The organism is Acinetobacter sp. YH12140 (assembly GCF_013418475.1).
In the GTDB taxonomy this organism is placed as follows: domain Bacteria; phylum Pseudomonadota; class Gammaproteobacteria; order Pseudomonadales; family Moraxellaceae; genus Acinetobacter; species Acinetobacter amyesii.
In genome coordinates this window covers 1-17,542 of sequence record NZ_VPBZ01000004.1, presented here as the reverse complement: position 1 = coordinate 17,542, position 17,542 = coordinate 1, and the positions used below count along the sequence as shown (strand labels likewise).

Below are 17,542 nucleotides of genomic sequence, written 5' to 3'. Positions count from 1 at the left end.
ACTTGTATTACAGGTCAGTCTAATACAAACATATCAAGCTATTTTTAAATTGGTCGTTGAGAATTGGTTTGAGAGTTAAAGAATAAATAGTCATGATCTAAAAATGATAATCTGCTTTATTCAACTCTTTTGAGACAACAGTGTAATCTTTAATCCCTTAGGAAAATTCGGTTCAAATTGGATGGTATAAGCATATTGTTGCAGCATTATTTTGACCAAAGATAAGCCCAGTCCATGACCTTTCTGCTGAGCCGATTTACGCCAAAAACGTTGCCCTAAGTAACGAATGTCTTCGGCATTTAAATGTCGGCCGTTATCTTGAATGCGTAACGTATTTTCCTGCATTTTCACCTCAATCACATCAGCATTTGCATGTAATAAGGCATTTTCAAGCAGGTTTTTAAGAACAGAATACAAGACAAATTGAGGTAATGCCAAATTACCAAGACTGTGCCAATCGACCTGAATTTTAGCTGTTGCTTCAGGATAAATCAGTGCTAAATCATCGAGTACTTTTGCAATAATGGGCTGTACCTGAATGCTTGCTTTGATCTGTTCAATAGATTGATCAGTATTCGACAACATCAGTAATTGCTCAAGTAAATCAGCATAGCGACGGACACTTTGATTTGCTTGATCCAAGCTATATTGCAATTTCATATTGCCGTCCGTTTTCGCTATCAGTTGTGCCAATTGCACATTGGTTTTAATTGCAGTTAAAGGACTCCGTAATTCATGCGCCGCGTATGCACTAAAGACTTTTTCATTTTCAAGACTTTGATGCAGTTTATGGACTAAGCGATTCGCATTTTGCACAAAAGGGTAGATCTCTGAGGGCATGGTATTGGCATCTAAGCTTGTGAGATATTGGCTTGCCTCATTGAGCGATAAATTTGACTGACTTAAATCGCTTACAACCAGATCCAAGGCTTTAAATTCTCGACGAATGATCAAAACAATTAAGCCGATACACAACAATAATGACAAGATCAGCGGAATTAAGACCGATTGTAAAATTTGTTTTAGCAAAGACTCCCGCAAAAACATACGCTCTGCAGCCACTACTTGAATCTCACCACGGCGTAACACATAACTGCGCCATTGCGTCTCACCTTGTTGCCAAGTACTGAAACCAACCGCTTGCTGACTTAAATCTTTCGGTGCCCCGCGTGTTTTGGCAATCACATGCTGTCCTACACTGATGTCAGAGCTAAATAAAGATACTTCGCAAGCGATCAATTGTTCTTGGTCTGTGGAATGAAGTTGTTGGACTAAGGCAGACTCATCCAAACTTTGCAGTGGTAATTGTTGAATCAGTCGTGCGACCATTTGTGCGGAGGCATGCAAACGTTGATCTAAGGTGTCCTGAAGACGTTTTTGTAAGTCGAGATACAGCCAAACAAATACCACACTCCATAAGCCGATCATCACAGCCAAAAGACTGCTGACCAAGCGCCATTTTAAGCTGTGTGATTTTTGCATGGCATTGACTCAGGAATTTTAAACATATAACCGACGCCACGAATGGTTTGAATATAGTCCGCATTCAATTTTTGCCTTAAGTGATAAATATGGACATTCAGAGCATTGCTTTCGATACTGTCTTGGAAGCCGTATAACTTATCTAGCAAAACTTCATTTTTGAGCACTTGATTTGGATGGCTCATCAAAGTTTCAAGCAAACTGTATTCACGTCGTGAAAGCTGAATCATTTGATCTTGATAATGGACTTCTTGAGTGTCTTTATTGAGCTTTAAGTGGTCAAATTGAATGACATTCGATGAAAAACCGCGGTGACGTCTGGTGAGTGCATGAACCCGTGCAATCAGTTCATCCAGTTCAAAAGGCTTGGTTAAATAGTCATCGGCACCGACATTTAATGCCTCAACACATTGCTGGGTCTGTAACCGTGCAGTTAAAACCAAAACAGGAACATGAATCTGATCTCTGCGCCATGATCGCAGTAAGTCTAAACCATCTTGGTCAGGTAGGCCTAAATCAAGTAAACATAGATCGACCGCACTGTGGCGGATAAAATAATCCGCATCACGCGCATGACTCACATGTTCTACTGAAATATTTAAAAAATCCAATGTGGCACAAATACTTGAGGCAATATATGGATCATCTTCAACCAAAACAACAAACATAGCGTTTTCCTGACTTCCTACCTGTATTTTATAAATGATTTATCTTATTAATGCTCCCTTAATTTATGCTTTTGCATAATCAACCAAAATAGATTCGTATCGGGTATTGGAAGTCATCTATGCGTATAGGGTTAGCAGGGTTGTGTGGAATATTCAGCATTTTGAGTATGCAAACAGCATCCGCTGATTTTTTACCTCCTGATCAAGCATTTTCTTTTCAGGCTGTATCCACAGCGCAAGACAAAGCCATCTTCACGTGGCGTATTGCTGATGGATATTATCTATATCATGATCAGCTTAAAGTCATTGAAAATGGCAAAGCATTATCACTGCAACTGCCTCGTCCACAGCAAAAAGATGACCCCAATTTCGGCATGACCGAAGTGCATTATGGACAAGTGCAAGCAACTGTCGCCATGCAACCGAAGCAAAGCTATAAAATTGAATGGCAAGGCTGTGCCGAAAGTGGCTTATGTTATCCAGTTCAGCGCACCACCATTCAAACCGATGCCGATGGATTATTGCCTGAAAGCAAGCTGAGTCAGCAAAGTACAACGCAAAAGAAATTATTAGATGCAGTCACATCGTCGTCATTACCCAATACTGCAATACCTGTAGAACTACAGGCGAAAAACACTGAAACTGTAACAGTTGTAACGCCAGCAAATACAGCAGAAGTCAAAGAGGATGAAAATGGCTTAAGTCCCTCTTCTGAAGTGACTGCTTTAACAGAACCTAGCGAAGCCAGTGCGCCAGAGTTAGATGATGCCTTGATGATGCAGGCAAGTTCTGAATCTGTGACTACAACGAATGCTGAACAGCGTACGAAGCAGATCGATTGGAACAACGACCAGTACTTCTTTTATTTACTTTCAACAGACAATATTGCACTGAATCTGATCATTTTTTTAGGTTTAGGTGTATTGCTCGCATTCTTACCATGTTCCTTACCACTGATTCCGATCTTATCCAGTATTTTGGTACAACGTCATCGTGGCTATCGTGCTGGCATGATTGCAGGTGTCTTTGTGGTCGGAATGGCATTGATTTATGCCTTGATGGGTTTAGCTGTGGCAGGACTCGGCTATAACTTCCAACGTTGGTTACAAAGTCCCATATTTATTGGGTTATTTGCCGTGATGTTCGTGCTGTTTGCATTGAATTTATTTGGCGTATTCCAGTTGTCTTTACCACAAGGTGTATTACAGCGTTTAGATCAATGGCAACAACGACAAAAAGATGGAACCTTATGGGGTTCATTCATTATGGGCATGATCTCTGCGCTAATTGTCGGACCCTGTATGAGTGCGCCATTGGCAGGGGCTTTGCTGTTTGTTGCGCAATTGCCTGAACCGTGGATGGGGGCTAGTTACCTGTTTATTCTAGGTCTAGGTGTGGGCTTACCATTGTTGATTGCCTGTGTGTTTGGTGCACAGTACTTACCCAAACCAGGCGTGTGGATGGATCGTCTGAAATTCACTTTCGGTTTTGTCATGCTGTTGTTGGCAGTGTATTTCCTGCGTCCTTTACTGCCGAGCGTGGTTTATTTGACGTTGATGGGACTCTTATTCATCGATATCACGGTTTACATTTTATGGAAGATACGTCCGCATATTTCGCAGATGCCGACGCAACTACTGTTTATTGTTATGAGCTTAGCTACTGCAATATCGGGTGGATGGTATGTCACGCAAGCATGGTCACAACTGAATACGACACAAGCCACAACATTAGTCGCATGGCAAAAAGTACGTACCCAAGCTGAGCTTGAACAGGCACTCAATCAAGTCAAAGGACAAGCAGTGCTCATAGATGTGTATGCCGATTGGTGTGTGGCTTGTCAGCCGATTGAAAAAGAGGTGTTGCCTCGTGCCGATGTACAAACAGCTTTAGATACTGTTGCTCGAATCAAACTCGATTTAACCGAATATGAAGCAAGTCAAGATATTGTGCTGAAAGACTGGCAAATTTTAGGGCCACCGACTTTAATTTTCTTAGATACAGAGCATCAGGAACAGCGCAATCTACGTTTGACGGGTACCTTTAGTGCAGCGCAACTCTTGAACCGACTTAAGGTTGGAGCACAGCGATGATTTCGAATGAAGCCTTGCATCTTGGACCATTCATGTTGCCTTGGGGACTGTTGTGTTTGGTGTTGGCTTTGCTGGTCAGCGCCATGATTGGACGAAAAGTCGGGCAAAAAGCACAGTGGTCAGCCGAGATTCAACAGCGTTTCCAAGATTCGATTTGGAACAGTGTTTGGATCGGATTAATAGGTGCACGCCTAGTTTTTATTGGATTAAATCTGGAATCTTATCTCGCATCGCCAATTGATATGCTGAAAATTCAAGACAAAGGGTTTCATCTGAGTGGCGGAATAATTATAGGAAGTGCATGGTTTTGGTGGCGAAATTCAGCCATTGCGAACAAAGCAAAGGCCACATTATTGCTGATCTTTGTCATGCTCGTGGGGGCGGGATGGACAGTACAAAAAATCACGCATCAAGACAGCCATTATCCAAGTTTGAGTTTTCCGAGTCTGAATCTTACCCATCAAGATCCGTCAGAAATCATTGCGCTAAAACAATTTCAAGGTCAGCCCACGGTTATGAATTTATGGGCGAGTTGGTGCCCTCCGTGTCATCGTGAAATGCCTGTATTACAGCGTGCGCAGGATCAATATCTTGAGGTGCATTTTGTCATGCTCAATCAAGGGGAGGAGGTCGATACCGTCCGTGCTTATCTCACAAAACATCACTTCAGTTTTAAACACGTTCTGCTAGATGTGCAGGGTGAAATGCCACAAGCAGTGAACAGTTTAGGTTTACCCACTACCTTATTTTTCAATGCACAAGGTCAGTTGATTGCGCGTCATCAAGGCGAAATCAGTCAAGCGATGTTGCAACAATATCTCAAGAAAATTAACCCATAAATTAATCATAGGATATGTGTCATGAATACTTTACTTAAAACCAGTTTAGTTATCGGAACACTGTTGACGGTGGCATGTGGTGTCAGTGCTAATCCGAATGCCATTAAAAAACAACTAGAAAAAGAAGGCTTTCAATTTGTCAAACCAATTCCTGCACCCGAAGGTTTAACAGGTTGGGTAGGACATGAAGATCAATATTCCAATACCATTTTTATTTCTAAAGATGGTAAATATTATATAAAAGGTGAGTTGTTTGATGCCCAAGGCAATAATCTTTCAAACACCCAAATTGAAACCCATATGAAAAAAGCCATTTTGGATGATGTATGGAAAACATTAGAAGATTCAACATGGATTCAAGATGGCATAACCGATGCGCCACGTATTGTCTATGTATTCTCAGATCCCAATTGCCCGTATTGCCATAAATTTTGGCAAGAAGCACGTCCTTGGGTAGAGTCAGACAAGGTTCAATTACGTCATATTCAAGTGGGTGTGATTCGTGAAGAAAGCCGTGCTCAGGTGGCAACTTTACTGATGTCAAAAAATCCAACAGCCGTATTTAATGATATCAATGTCAATCGTGGCAAAAATCGTCTTAAACCAGCTGAAAATATTCCTTTAGAGATTGCAGAAAAAATTGATTTTAACCAAAGGTTAATGGGCAAATATGGTTTCTTCTCAACACCATCCATTGCTTGGCGTGACAGCAAGGGGAACTTTCAGTCCGCACAAGGGATGCCGAGTGATCTCAAAGAAATCTTTGAAAAATAAGTAAAATGGATGTTCACCAAGCCAACACATCAGCCCGTCTAAGATCATGCTAAGCTCAACATCAACGACTTAAACATCAGAGGGCACAATGTCAAATTTACAAGATCCACGGGTATTGTTTGCTTTGGAACGTACGGCATTGGCATGGAATCGCAGTGGTTTAGCGCTGATAGCCTTTGGTTTTGTGATTGAAAAATCAAATGTATTGCTACAATTACTGCACCCTGAGCAATATCAGCACAAAATTATCTATGGACAATGGCTTGGCATTGCCGTGATTGTGTTTGGTTTATTGGTGAACTTTGCCTCAATTTTGCAATATCGTCGAGGATTGCGATCATTAACCGAACAGGAATTTATTGCGGATTATCAGAGCCAACATCCCGTGTGGCTGAATTTATTGACCATGCTGACTGGGTTTTTACTGATCATCTCATTTTGGATTTACTAAGCTTAGCTGAGCTTCCATACAAAAGCATGCACAAAAATGTTTATTACTGACAGTACAATTGATACAGCGTTTGCATAATACCCAGCACTTTAGGGTCTGCCAATTGATAAAAAATTTGTTTGCCTTCGCGACGTGTCGAAACAATTTTATTGTTCCGTAAAACGGTCAATTGTTGCGATAGGGTCGGCTGATGAATATCAGTACATTCCTCAATTTGCTGAACATTTAATTCGCCATTGATCAACACACATAAAATTTTTAAACGGTCAGGATTTGATAACACTTTCAAACAATTGGAAACGGTATCAACATGCGTAAATTCAATTTTTAAGTTATCGATTGCGATGTTCATAACGTCTAACCTGAATCATAAAAAGCAAAAGGAGCAAAGTATATCGAGATAATAACATAAAATGACTTGATTAATATATAATATTATATAATATAAGTTTAAATATTGTTTTATGGCGCATTAACTATGCATGATTTTGTGACAGCGTTTCTTGGTGGTGCTCTGTTGGGTATAGCAGTGGTGGGTTATTTGTATGTCCATGGGCGTATTGCAGGCATCAGTGGCTTAATTGCGCAGGTACTGAATCCACAGACGATTTTTAAAACGCCTGCAGTGTGGTTTCTTTCAGGCTTGATCATCACGCCATTTATTTATGGTCTTTTTGTACAACCAGAGATTATCGTGTCTGCTAGCCCAATAATGATGATTATTGCTGGTTTACTGGTGGGTTTTGGTACCCGCTTAGGTTCTGGTTGTACCAGTGGTCACGGTATTTGTGGGATCAGCCGATTATCTAAACGTTCCATCATTGCAACTATGACCTTTATGTTTGCAGGCTTTATTGCTGTATATGTCGTTCGTCACTTGATTGGAGCATTTTAAAATGAAAAACTTTTTAGCTTTTGTCTTTGGTTCGCTTTTTTCAGTAGGTTTGATGTTCTCTGGCATGTCTAATCCGCAAAAAGTGATCGATTTTTTAGACATATTTGGTAATTGGGATGCAAGCCTTGCCTTTGTCATGATGGGTGCAATTGCTGTGGCATTTATTCCATTCCAAAAAGCGGTACGTAGCAGTGCACCAACCACAGTATTTAATGAGCAGATTGATTTACCAAGTAACAATAAAATTGATTCAAAGCTTATTATCGGTGCCTTAATATTTGGTGTGGGATGGGGGATTGCCGGCATTTGCCCAGCGCCAAGTTTCACCTTAATTGGCTTAGGGCATTATCAAGTTTTATATTTTATAGTGGCGATGCTTGCAGGCGTGTTGATTCACCGTAAATGGTCAGGAGCTTAACTATGCAACAACCGATTGTTCAGGATTTTTTTGATCAAGCGACCAATACATTTAGTTATGTGGTGAGTGATCCGGTAACCAAGCGCTGCGCTATCATTGACAGTGTTTTGGACTATGATGCGGCTTCGGCAACCACCTCGACCACCCATGCTGATGCAATCATTGCATATGTCAAAGTACAAGATTTAAAAGTAGATTGGATTTTGGAAACCCATGTGCATGCCGATCATTTGACTGCAGCACAATATTTAAAATCTGTACTCGGTGGCAAAATTGCCATGAGTCATCATATTGCCTTGGTGCAAGAAACCTTTAGTGCCATTTATAATTTAGATATCAAGCAGTTTAATGCTCAACAACCATTTGATTATTTATTTGATGATCATGAGCATTTTCATATTGGTGAGCTAGAGGCATATAACATCCCGACACCAGGTCATACGCCTGCATGTTTAAGTTATGTAGTGGGTGATGCAGTCTTTGTCGGTGATACTTTATTTATGCCAGATTATGGCACAGCACGTTGTGATTTTCCGCGTGGTAGTGCAGATACCTTATTTGATTCGGTGCAAAAACTGTATCAATTGCCAGCGTCCACCCGGGTGTTCTTGTGCCATGACTATTTGCCAAAAACGCGTGATGAATATCACTGCCAAACCGATATTCAAACGCAAAAAGAGCACAATATTCATATTCATGAGGGAACTACAAAATCTGAATTTGTGCAGATGCGTCATGAGCGGGATGCAACATTAAGTATGCCTAAACTGATTTTGCCGTCGATTCAAATCAATATGAAAGCGGGCCAATTTCCCGAACCTGAAGAAAATGGGGTGTCGTATTTAAAGTTACCGCTTAATTTTTTTAAAACCTAAAAATATTGTATTTCAAATTATTAAAGACTTATTTATGTCTTTATCTTAAAAATTAATATTTATATCTTTAAAGTGAATATTCACTTTAAAGATCTTGGTATTTTAGGTATATTTATTCTATAAAGCTGACTTGTATGATCGGATTTCAAGCCAGCACTGCCTTTTAAGTATTTTTGCTTTCGTTGGCATCTGTTGAGAGAATATGTTGCTAAGACAGAGTGGACTGTTTTTTGCAATTTTAACTTTAGTTTTGCAAATCGCAGTATATTTACAACCGCTATTACCCGAAGAATTTCAAATTGCTCCGGTATGTCTCTCTATTACACATAATTTACTGTCCCCAGAAAAGCACAAACACGTACATGAGACGTATAACGAACTTGTTCATCATCTGACCCACGATCATAATCACGACGATCACAATGGACATAACCATCAATGCCAATACTGTACCGTCTATGGTGATGTTGTCCTACCTTTTGATTTTGAGATAGTTGAAATCATCGATAAGATTCAAGTCCGTCTAAGTTTCTATAAAGATGCTTTCCGACATGTATATTTTTCACTGCAAAGGCTTTACTTACTTCCACAAGGTAGGGCACCTCCACACACACTTTAAATCCTAATCAGACCAACAATTTGAATTGTTGATTTACCTCGGTATTTAAAGAGTGATTTTATGAAACTTTATATTTTTGCATCGTTTAGCGGATGCGAACAGAATCGGTTCGCCTATATCATTAGGCTAAAACAATTGATCAAATCCCAACAGATTCACAACAGTCTGCGTCATCGTACTGATCTATCTTTCCTAAAGCAGTCCCGAAATTATGGGCCGTTAGTGGTTCACCGCATAATTCCACAATAAGGTGATAGACATGGATTTAGGTTTGACAGCACTTGAATTGGCGCGAATTCAATTCGCTTTTACAGTTTCTTTTCATATTATTTTCCCTGCAATTTCCATTGGGCTAGCAAGTTTTCTTGCGGTCTTAGAATGGCGTTGGCTTAAAACACAAGATCCCGTTTACCGTGATCTGTTCCAATTTTGGATCAAGGTGTTTGCATTGTCTTTCGGAATGGGAGTGGTTTCAGGGGTAGTCATGAGCTACCAATTTGGCACCAACTGGAGTGAATTCTCTCGTATTGCGGGTAGTGTCACTGGCCCCTTACTCAGTTATGAGGTCTTGAGTGCCTTCTTCTTAGAAGCGGGTTTCCTAGGCATTATGCTGTTTGGGTGGGGAAGAGTGGGTCCTAAAACCCATTTCTTTGCCACACTGATGGTGGCAATTGGCACCTGTATTTCCATGTTTTGGATTTTATCTTCCAATAGCTGGATGCAAACTCCACAAGGCTTTAGCTTTGAAAATGGCATTATAGTGCCGCAAGATTGGTTTGCTATCGTTTTTAACCCATCATTCCCTTATCGCTTAGCGCATATGGCTCTAGCAGCATTCCTTGTATCTGGCTTATTGGTCGCTGCTACTGCAGCATGGCACTTACTCAAAGGTCGCCGTGATGCCTTAGTAAAAAAATCATTTTCTATGGCGATGTGGATGATTCTCGCACTTGCACCTTTACAGGTATTTGTGGGGGATATGCATGGTCTAAATACATTAGAACATCAACCTGCGAAACTTGCTGCAATTGAAGGACATTGGGAAACTAATAAAGATCATGGCATGCCGTTATATTTGTTCGGTATTCCTGATATGGAGGCGGAAGAAACCAAGTATGCAATTGGCATTCCGAACCTCGGTAGTCTGATCATGACGCACACCTTAGAGGGAGAGGTGAAAGGCTTAAAAGAATTTGCCCCTGAAGATCGACCAAACTCGCTCATAGTATTTTGGAGCTTCCGCATTATGGTCGGTATGGGAGTCTTGATGATTTTGCTTGCTCTGATGGGGGCATGGTTGCGTAAAACTGGGAAATTTTATGAGTCAAAATGGCTACACAAATTTGCCTTATGTATGGGACCTTCAGGCTTTATTGCCCTGCTTGCTGGTTGGTTTACCACAGAAGTCGGGCGTCAACCTTGGGTCGTGTATGGCGTACTGCGTACCAAAGACGCCTTGTCACCAGTATCGGCAGAACAAGTCGGTTTAACCTTAATAATCTTTGTGATTGTCTACTGCGTCGTATTTGGTATTGGGATTTATTACATGCTCAAATTGATGGTTAAAGGACCCCAGTTCATTCATTCTCAAGCCCATAGCGATGGTGAGGTCATTCGTGCATCAAATCGTCCAATGAGTACGATTGATGAGTCGCTTGAAGTACAACCACAGGAGAAAAACCATGATTGATTTATCCTTAATTTGGGTAGTAATCATTGTTGTAGGTGTGCTGATTTATGTGGTACTCGATGGCTTTGATTTAGGGATTGGTATCCTTTTTCCTTTAGTAAAAGATCGCCAAGAACGCGATGTGATGATGAATACAGTCGCACCAGTTTGGGATGGCAATGAAACATGGATGGTTTTAGGTGGTGCAGGCTTATTTGCGGCATTTCCATTGGTGTATTCGACTGTACTCTCTGCGCTGTATATGCCGATTATCTTAATGGTCATCTCGCTGATTTTCCGTGGAGTCGCCTTTGAGTTTCGTTTTAAAGCGAACCGAACCAAACATTTATGGGATCAAGCGTTTATTTGGGGCTCGATCTTGGCATCATTCTTCCAAGGTATGATTTTAGGTGCTTATATCCAAGGGATTGAAACCACCAATGGTATTTATAGTGGTGGCGGATTGGATTGGCTGACCCCATTTTCAATTTTTACCGGCATTGCTGTAGTGGTGCTGTATGCCACTTTGGGCTGCGGATGGTTGATTTTTAAAACTGATGCACGTGTTCAAAATCATATGTTTAGCCTCATGCCAAAACTGATTATTGCCTTATTTGTGATTTTTGCTGCAGTGAGTATTTACACCCCATTGGTACATGCAGAGATTGCAAATCGTTGGTTTAGCTTGCCGCAACTGTACTATTTTAGCCCTGTGCCGATTTTAGTATTGATCTTCACATTATTGGCTTTACGTGCCTGTAAAAGACGTCAGGAATTTGCGCCATTTATTTATACACTTGTCTTAGTTGTGCTGGCATATACAGGGTTCTTAATCAGTCTATGGCCAAATATCATCCCACCATCCGTCACCATTTGGCAGGCAGCAGCACCGCAAAGCAGTCAATTGTTCGCCTTGATTGGAGCATTGGTGCTGATACCGATTATTTTGTTCTATACCGCACTGTCGTATTGGGTGTTCCGTGACAAAGTTCGTGTCGGCGATGATGGCTATCATTAAGGAGAATCATCATGAAACTGAATCAAGCAGGCTGGTTTATTGTGCTATGGCTTGGTGGTGTCTTGAGTTTGGCGCTTGTTGCAGGGTTCTTTAGACTGCTGGTGCAGTGGGCTTACTAGAACCTATTCCTTAAATCTGAATCCACTATCTTGCTGGGTAAGATAGTGGATTTTTTTGAGGGACTAAAGGTGAATTGAGTAAGTAGAATATGACAATTTAAAGTGTCGAAATACATAAAATATATTTTTTTATATTCAATACTTCTTTTGAATGATTTTTCTGTTTTTTTAGCTTCTATATTGTTAAAACTAACATGAAGCATTGAAAAAATCTTAAGGAGCGTGAGTGGAACTTAAACAGCTCAAATATTTCATCACCATTGTAGAATCTGGAAGTTTAGGCAAAGCTGCACAAAAACTTGAGGTTGGCACATCGGCACTCAGTCAACAAATTGCAAAACTTGAAGATGAACTTTGTACACGTTTATTACAGCGAAATTCTACAGGTGTGACGCCCACGCCAGCGGGTTTAGCATTTTTTAAGCAAGCTCAACTTTCTCTACGTCATGTGCAATATGCTATTGAGGCGGCGCACTCATCTCGTCTGACTGGTCATGTGAGTGTAGGATTTTCTCCAAGCATCGCATCTGTATTGGGTATTCCCTTTATGCAGCTCATGTCAGAGCGTTATCCTGATATTAAAATTCATTTAGTTGAAAGTCTCTCGGGAAATTTAACCAATTTAGTCAACTCAAGACAGCTCGACATTGCCATTATTTTTACCCAAGATGTCGATGCCAATTGGGCAGTACAACCGTTATTAAAAGAACAAATGTTTCTTATGGCAAATCGTTCTTTACTGAAAGAGTATGGCTTTGAACACTGCATTGAAAATGGAAAAATTGATTTAGAAAATGTGAATCGTTTGCCTCTGGTACTACCAAGCCAACGACATGGTCTACGTAAATTCATAGATCAAAAGGTTGAAGGGCTGGACGTAAATTATGAAGTTGATGGTTTACACTTACTCATGAACTGTGTCAGCAACTTAAATATGGCGACCATTCAACCTGTCAGTGCACATTTTGATTATCTCAAATCAGATATTTGTTTACTCAAAGTAGTCGAACCAGTGCTAGATCGAATTAATTATCTTATTAGTATTGCTGAAGAAGAGCTTTCTCCTGCAAGTCTCGCCACCAAAGTAGCAATTAAAATTTGTGTTAAGCAGCTGATCAATAAAGGATTATGGTCAAGTGCAGAGCTATTAGACTTTTAGCCTATTTAATTTTACTAAACACCTATTTAAAAGTTGCCTATCACAGCGCTAGGCAGTTTTGGTCTTAAATTACATCAAATTCGAAAGGGAAGACATCGAATGCATGATGTAATTGTAATTGGCGGTGGGAATGCCGCTTTATGTGCAGCATTGACAGCAAGGGAGGCTGGCGCTTCAGTTTTATTGTTAGAAGCAGCACCAAAGGAATGGCGCGGTGGAAATTCACAACATACCCGTAACCTGCGTTGTATGCATGATGAACCTCAAGATGTGTTAGTTGATGCCTATCCAGAAGAAGAATATTGGCAGGACTTACTCAAAGTGACTGCAGGTAAAACCAATGAGCATTTAGCGCGTTTAGTGATTCGCACCACGGCAACTTGCCGTAATTGGATGCGTCAACATGGGGTAAATTTTCAACCACCGTTATCAGGTGCCTTACATGTAGCACGGACCAATGCATTTTTTATGGGCGGTGGTAAAGCTTTGGTGAATGCCTATTTTAGAAGTGCAAAAGATTTAGGGGTCGAGATTCGCTACAACACAAAAATCAATGAACTGATTATTGAAGATGGGACATTTATTGCTGCAATTGCTGAAGATGGCACGCGTTTTGACGGCGCTTCATGTGTATTAGCTGCAGGTGTAGGCTTATCTCCCGGCGGCATTGCAGAAATGTCTTTAATGGCAAAAGCCCTTGGATTAGCTGTGCCTATCGTGGTTGCGTTTCAACTATCACGCCTGATTTTTGTGATATTGACCACCAATTATTTCTATCAATTGAGCAAAAAAATATTTTTTAAAACAACATATAAGCCTTAATTATCCCCAATTCGATCTTTGATTCAGATGAATTAAATAGAACACTTTCTTTAGATTGCATTTGAAATAAAGTGGAGTAGAAGTTAGAAAAAAATGAGATTAATGAAAGATAGTTGAGAAAACGGTCTTAAATGATGGTTTGAAAGTGAAGATGAGCAAGAGGGATCAATTTGATTCAGGACTGCTCTAGTCAGTCCCTTATTATTTTAATGCCGTTTTAGATCAGTAAATTTTAAATTTCATTATTATGCAAAATTCGAAGATTTAAAGATTTAACGTCAAAATTAAATTTCGCGCCAAACATCATTCTTATCTTTGAATGAAATCATAAAGTTAAATTTGTCATCATTACTTACCAAAAGGCCTTCTGGCGTTTGCATAATCACTTTTAAAACGGTACCAGTTTCAAAAAACAAAGGACTGCAATTTTCTTTATTTAATGTAATTGGTTTGAGTAATTCAACAATTGCACTTTCCATTTTACTTCCCCAAGCATAGGTTGTTAATTGAACTTAGCATATTATTGGTGAAGAAACATGTTTTGTAAATGACGTGAGCTCCATCGCAGAAAATATTTTAGAGATTTCCATAACTTAAGTTTAAATAATGGTTAAATAAATTAAGGTTTTTTAATCTGTTGATATCAAAAAAAATTTTAAAATATGACAAACTTTTTAACAGTAATTATATGTCCTAAGATGTGTTTTTTGTTCCACAAACAATGACCAGATCATCAAAAGGGCATGATCAATAATGAATTTAAGGTGAACTGCAGTTTTCATCCTTAAGCTAACCGAAAGATGTGTCGTCTTGTATTTGATTGTTAAATTTCAGATTAAACAGCGTTAAATATTCAATCTGAACAAGAAAATTAATGAAATAAAACTTATTATCAGCAACTCAATCTAAAAACAAAGATTCAGGGAAATGTAGGACCAATGTTTAAATCTTTTTTTCCAAATCCAAAATGGTTTTTTGGATCATTCCTTATATGGTTCGTGATCAATATTGTCTTGTGGTATAGCGGTGGCAATAGTTGGGGTACGATGTTTGGTTTAGCTGCAAATTATCATCAAGCAGAGCTGCCTATTGGTATTAGCCGATTTTGGAGCCCCAAATTTTTATGGTTCTATGCTTGGTTTTTTGTAGCAACGGCACTCTTTGCAGCCTTTTGGAAGATTAAATCAGATAATCCTTGGCAACGATGGTCTGTGTGGGGAACCGCATTTATCCTGTTTAATGTTTGGTTTAGTGTGGAATGTAATGTCGTAATCAATGCTTGGTATAACCCATTCTATGATCTGATCCAGAAGATGCTTTCAGGTGGTGGGGGCGAAGTGGCGACGCTATATTCAGAGACGCTGACTTTTCTCTATGTGGCCATGGTGTATGTCACACTGGCGGTATTGAACCTGTTTTTCGTCAGTCATTATGTTTTTCGTTGGCGTACCGCAATGAATGACTTTTATACTGCACATTGGGAAAAACTGAGAACCATCGAAGGTGCCTCACAGCGTATTCAAGAAGATACGATGCGTTTTGCGAGAACCACAGAGGGACTTGGGGTTAGCTTGGTTGAATCGGTGATGACCTTAATTGCATTTCTACCTGTGCTGTTAACTTTATCAACACATGTAAAGAAATTACCTGTCGTGGGGGAAATTGCCTATGCATTAGTTTGGGCGGCAGTCCTTTGGGCAGTATTAGGGACGGTTATTTTAATGCTTGTGGGTTATAAACTACCGGGTTTGGAGTTTAATAATCAAAAAGTCGAAGCAGCATATCGTAAAGAATTAGTTTATGGTGAAGATCATGCAGATCGAGCAGACCCTCTCACATTAAAAGAATTATTTGGTGAAGTCCGATTTAATTATTTTAGACTGTATTTTCACTATGCTTATTTCAACCTAGTTCGTATTTGGTATATGCAGCTTGATAATATTTATGGGTTCTTTGTATTGTTTCCAAGTATTGCAGCGGGAACAATCACGCTCGGTATATTAATGCAAATTTTAAATGTCTTTGGGCGTGTACGTGATTCTTTCCAATACCTGATTTCCTCGTGGACAACCATTATTGAACTGATTTCTATTTACAAACGTTTAAAAGCATTTGAAAAAACAATTAATAATTAATTTTTAATCTTAAAAATGACCTGTAATTAATTACAGGTTTTTTTTATGGTTTTAATTAATGAGAATTACAAATAAATAAAATCAATAAATTAAAGAGGTTAGAACTTATTTCATGATTTTATAAAAAAAATGTAAATAAAAATACTTATTATGTAATTTTGGTAATTTTACGTATGTATATTGTATCCATATTGATGATTAATTTATAAAAATTACATTTTTGTTGAATTTTATCACATTTTATTTGCTTTTTTTTTACATTTGAAATGCAAACAAAATCACATATTTTGGGTATTGGTGTGTGTTTGTGTGCAAATTCATTCTTTCTGTTTGGCGTGAAGCATCTTAACAATGCGATAAAGAAAAAAACTTTAATATTTTTTTTAACTTTGCTGAACTGTTATATGTCCATTCACATGCCTTTTGATTAATAAGATAAAGCTTGTGGTTAAAAAAAATTTTTAAATCATAAATCTATAAATAAACCAGAGGGTAATTGTCATGTTACAAGTCCAAGTTGTGTCAAAAGAACATCATTCTGTTTTAGAAAACATACAAACGAGTAATATTTTATTAAAGGAGGCTTCTGTTGTTGTTATACATACTTCAAAAGAAAATGTTTTAAGTATGGAGAGAAGTGGAAATACTTTAATTATAAAAATGAAAGATGGACAGCAACTAATAATTGAGAATTACTTTACAGATAATCCAAATGAAAACAATGTTGTACTAGAAGAAGATGATAAATTATATCTATTAGAAACAAATCCAAATGAAGCTGGATTATTTGAAATTAACTATAATCCGATCGATGAAATTAATCCTTTACTCTATTCAGATTCAACAGTTGGTTTATGGACGTGGTTAGTTCCTTTAGTTACTGCTGGAGGCATTTTAGCTTGGGCAAATAATGATTCAGATAGTTCATCGGGTTCGGGCAACTCAAATCAAGCACTCGATGCGGCAGAAAAAGCGGTAAAAGCAGCAGAAGATGCAAATAAAGCCGCAAAGGATGCTTTGACCGATGCACAAGCGGATGGATTAATTACCCCTGAAGAAAAAGCAGCTTTAGAAGATGCCTTAAAAAATGCGCAAGATGCTAAAGATGCAGCACAAAATGCAGTGGATGCCTTGCCAGACAGCGCGGACAAAGATGCACTGCAAGATCGCATTGATGCCTTAACGGATATCGAGATTCCAGCGGTCACCGATACCGATGGCAATGGCATTGATGATGTAGTTGATGCACAAATTGCCGATGCCGAAGCGGCAGTAAAAGCGGCAGAAGATGCGTATCAAGCCGCAGAAGATGCATTAGAAGAAGCCAATGCAAATGGTTTAATCACCCCAACCGAAAAAGCCGAACTTGAAGAAGCACTCAAAGCGGCACAAGACGCCAAAGACGCAGCGCAAGATGCAGTCGATGCTTTACCGTCTGCACCAGCAGCCGTGCAAGATGCCAAAGATGGTTTGCAAGACCGTATTGATGCGTTGACGGATATCACC

At 39.3% G+C, this 17,542-nt stretch carries 19 protein-coding genes; 15 read left to right on the top strand and 4 right to left on the bottom strand.

Annotated features, from left to right (window positions below; all coding sequences use genetic code 11):
- Positions 1-120: 120 nt before the first annotated feature.
- Positions 121-1,482, bottom strand: coding sequence for an ATP-binding protein (locus FTU75_RS06630; RefSeq protein ID WP_180115470.1), 1,362 nt, complete (start codon positions 1,480-1,482; stop codon positions 121-123).
- Positions 1,461-2,150 (bottom strand): response regulator transcription factor, encoded by a 690-nt coding sequence (locus FTU75_RS06625; protein WP_078193085.1) that lies wholly within the window; start codon positions 2,148-2,150, stop codon positions 1,461-1,463. Before FTU75_RS06625 ends, FTU75_RS06630 begins: the two co-directional genes overlap by 22 nt.
- A gap of 167 nt (positions 2,151-2,317) precedes the next feature.
- Here FTU75_RS06625 and dsbD point away from each other — a divergent pair, with 167 nt between their 5' ends.
- The 4 genes from dsbD to FTU75_RS06605 all read left to right on the top strand — a co-directional run bounded on the left by dsbD (position 2,318) and on the right by FTU75_RS06605 (position 6,307).
- Positions 2,318-4,243: a protein-disulfide reductase DsbD gene (gene dsbD, locus FTU75_RS06620; RefSeq protein WP_257223731.1), complete on the top strand. Its 1,926-nt coding sequence runs from the start codon at positions 2,318-2,320 to the stop codon at positions 4,241-4,243.
- A complete protein-coding gene (locus FTU75_RS06615; RefSeq protein WP_180115468.1) occupies positions 4,240-5,082 on the top strand; it encodes a TlpA disulfide reductase family protein in 843 nt (280 codons plus the stop codon). Before dsbD ends, FTU75_RS06615 begins: the two co-directional genes overlap by 4 nt.
- 21 nt (positions 5,083-5,103) lie before the next feature.
- Positions 5,104-5,856: a thiol:disulfide interchange protein DsbG gene (gene dsbG / locus FTU75_RS06610; RefSeq protein ID WP_180115467.1), complete on the top strand. Its 753-nt coding sequence runs from the start codon at positions 5,104-5,106 to the stop codon at positions 5,854-5,856.
- An 88-nt stretch (positions 5,857-5,944) separates the two neighbouring features.
- Positions 5,945-6,307, top strand: a complete 363-nt coding sequence (locus FTU75_RS06605) for a YidH family protein (RefSeq protein WP_180115466.1) — start codon at positions 5,945-5,947, stop codon at positions 6,305-6,307.
- A 43-nt stretch (positions 6,308-6,350) separates the two neighbouring features.
- Here FTU75_RS06605 and FTU75_RS06600 read toward each other — a convergent pair whose 3' ends face one another.
- Positions 6,351-6,659 carry a metalloregulator ArsR/SmtB family transcription factor gene (locus tag FTU75_RS06600; RefSeq protein WP_180115465.1) on the bottom strand — a complete coding sequence of 103 codons (309 nt, stop codon included), beginning with the start codon at positions 6,657-6,659 and terminating at the stop codon, positions 6,351-6,353.
- Between the two features lie 126 nt (positions 6,660-6,785).
- Between FTU75_RS06600 and FTU75_RS06595 the strand changes: the two genes are divergently transcribed.
- The 9 genes from FTU75_RS06595 (at position 6,786) to FTU75_RS06560 (ending at position 13,901) form a co-directional block, all read left to right on the top strand.
- Positions 6,786-7,202, top strand: a complete 417-nt coding sequence (locus tag FTU75_RS06595; protein WP_180035493.1) for a YeeE/YedE family protein — start codon at positions 6,786-6,788, stop codon at positions 7,200-7,202.
- A gap of 1 nt (position 7,203) precedes the next feature.
- Positions 7,204-7,620, top strand: coding sequence for a DUF6691 family protein (locus FTU75_RS06590; RefSeq protein ID WP_180024030.1), 417 nt, complete (start codon positions 7,204-7,206; stop codon positions 7,618-7,620).
- 2 nt (positions 7,621-7,622) lie between these two features.
- Complete coding sequence (locus FTU75_RS06585) at positions 7,623-8,495, top strand: MBL fold metallo-hydrolase (protein ID WP_078193078.1); 873 nt, start codon at positions 7,623-7,625, stop codon at positions 8,493-8,495.
- A gap of 205 nt (positions 8,496-8,700) precedes the next feature.
- Positions 8,701-9,114: a DUF2946 domain-containing protein gene (locus tag FTU75_RS18405; RefSeq protein WP_078193302.1), complete on the top strand. Its 414-nt coding sequence runs from the start codon at positions 8,701-8,703 to the stop codon at positions 9,112-9,114.
- Positions 9,115-9,373: 259 nt separating this feature from the next.
- Positions 9,374-10,804, top strand: coding sequence for a cytochrome ubiquinol oxidase subunit I (locus FTU75_RS06580; RefSeq protein WP_180115464.1), 1,431 nt, complete (start codon positions 9,374-9,376; stop codon positions 10,802-10,804).
- A complete protein-coding gene (gene cydB, locus FTU75_RS06575; RefSeq protein WP_180115463.1) occupies positions 10,797-11,801 on the top strand; it encodes a cytochrome d ubiquinol oxidase subunit II in 1,005 nt (334 codons plus the stop codon). The genes FTU75_RS06580 and cydB overlap by 8 nt, the downstream gene beginning before the upstream one ends.
- A gap of 11 nt (positions 11,802-11,812) precedes the next feature.
- Complete coding sequence (locus FTU75_RS06570) at positions 11,813-11,920, top strand: DUF2474 family protein (RefSeq protein WP_111886050.1); 108 nt, start codon at positions 11,813-11,815, stop codon at positions 11,918-11,920.
- A gap of 226 nt (positions 11,921-12,146) precedes the next feature.
- Positions 12,147-13,079, top strand: a complete 933-nt coding sequence (locus FTU75_RS06565) for a LysR family transcriptional regulator (protein ID WP_180077346.1) — start codon at positions 12,147-12,149, stop codon at positions 13,077-13,079.
- A gap of 99 nt (positions 13,080-13,178) precedes the next feature.
- Positions 13,179-13,901 (top strand): AbrB family transcriptional regulator, encoded by a 723-nt coding sequence (locus FTU75_RS06560; protein ID WP_257223730.1) that lies wholly within the window; start codon positions 13,179-13,181, stop codon positions 13,899-13,901.
- Between the two features lie 284 nt (positions 13,902-14,185).
- Here the strand turns inward: FTU75_RS06560 and FTU75_RS06550 are convergent, their stop codons facing one another.
- Positions 14,186-14,380: a hypothetical protein gene (locus tag FTU75_RS06550; RefSeq protein WP_180077334.1), complete on the bottom strand. Its 195-nt coding sequence runs from the start codon at positions 14,378-14,380 to the stop codon at positions 14,186-14,188.
- A 459-nt stretch (positions 14,381-14,839) separates the two neighbouring features.
- Here FTU75_RS06550 and sbmA point away from each other — a divergent pair, with 459 nt between their 5' ends.
- The gene (gene sbmA / locus FTU75_RS06545) at positions 14,840-16,036 is read left to right on the top strand and encodes a peptide antibiotic transporter SbmA (protein WP_180115462.1); all 1,197 of its coding nucleotides are present in this window, start codon (positions 14,840-14,842) and stop codon (positions 16,034-16,036) included.
- A 501-nt stretch (positions 16,037-16,537) separates the two neighbouring features.
- Positions 16,538-17,542 (top strand): BapA prefix-like domain-containing protein (locus FTU75_RS06540; RefSeq protein ID WP_180115461.1); only part of this gene is annotated, 1,005 nt, incomplete at its 3' end.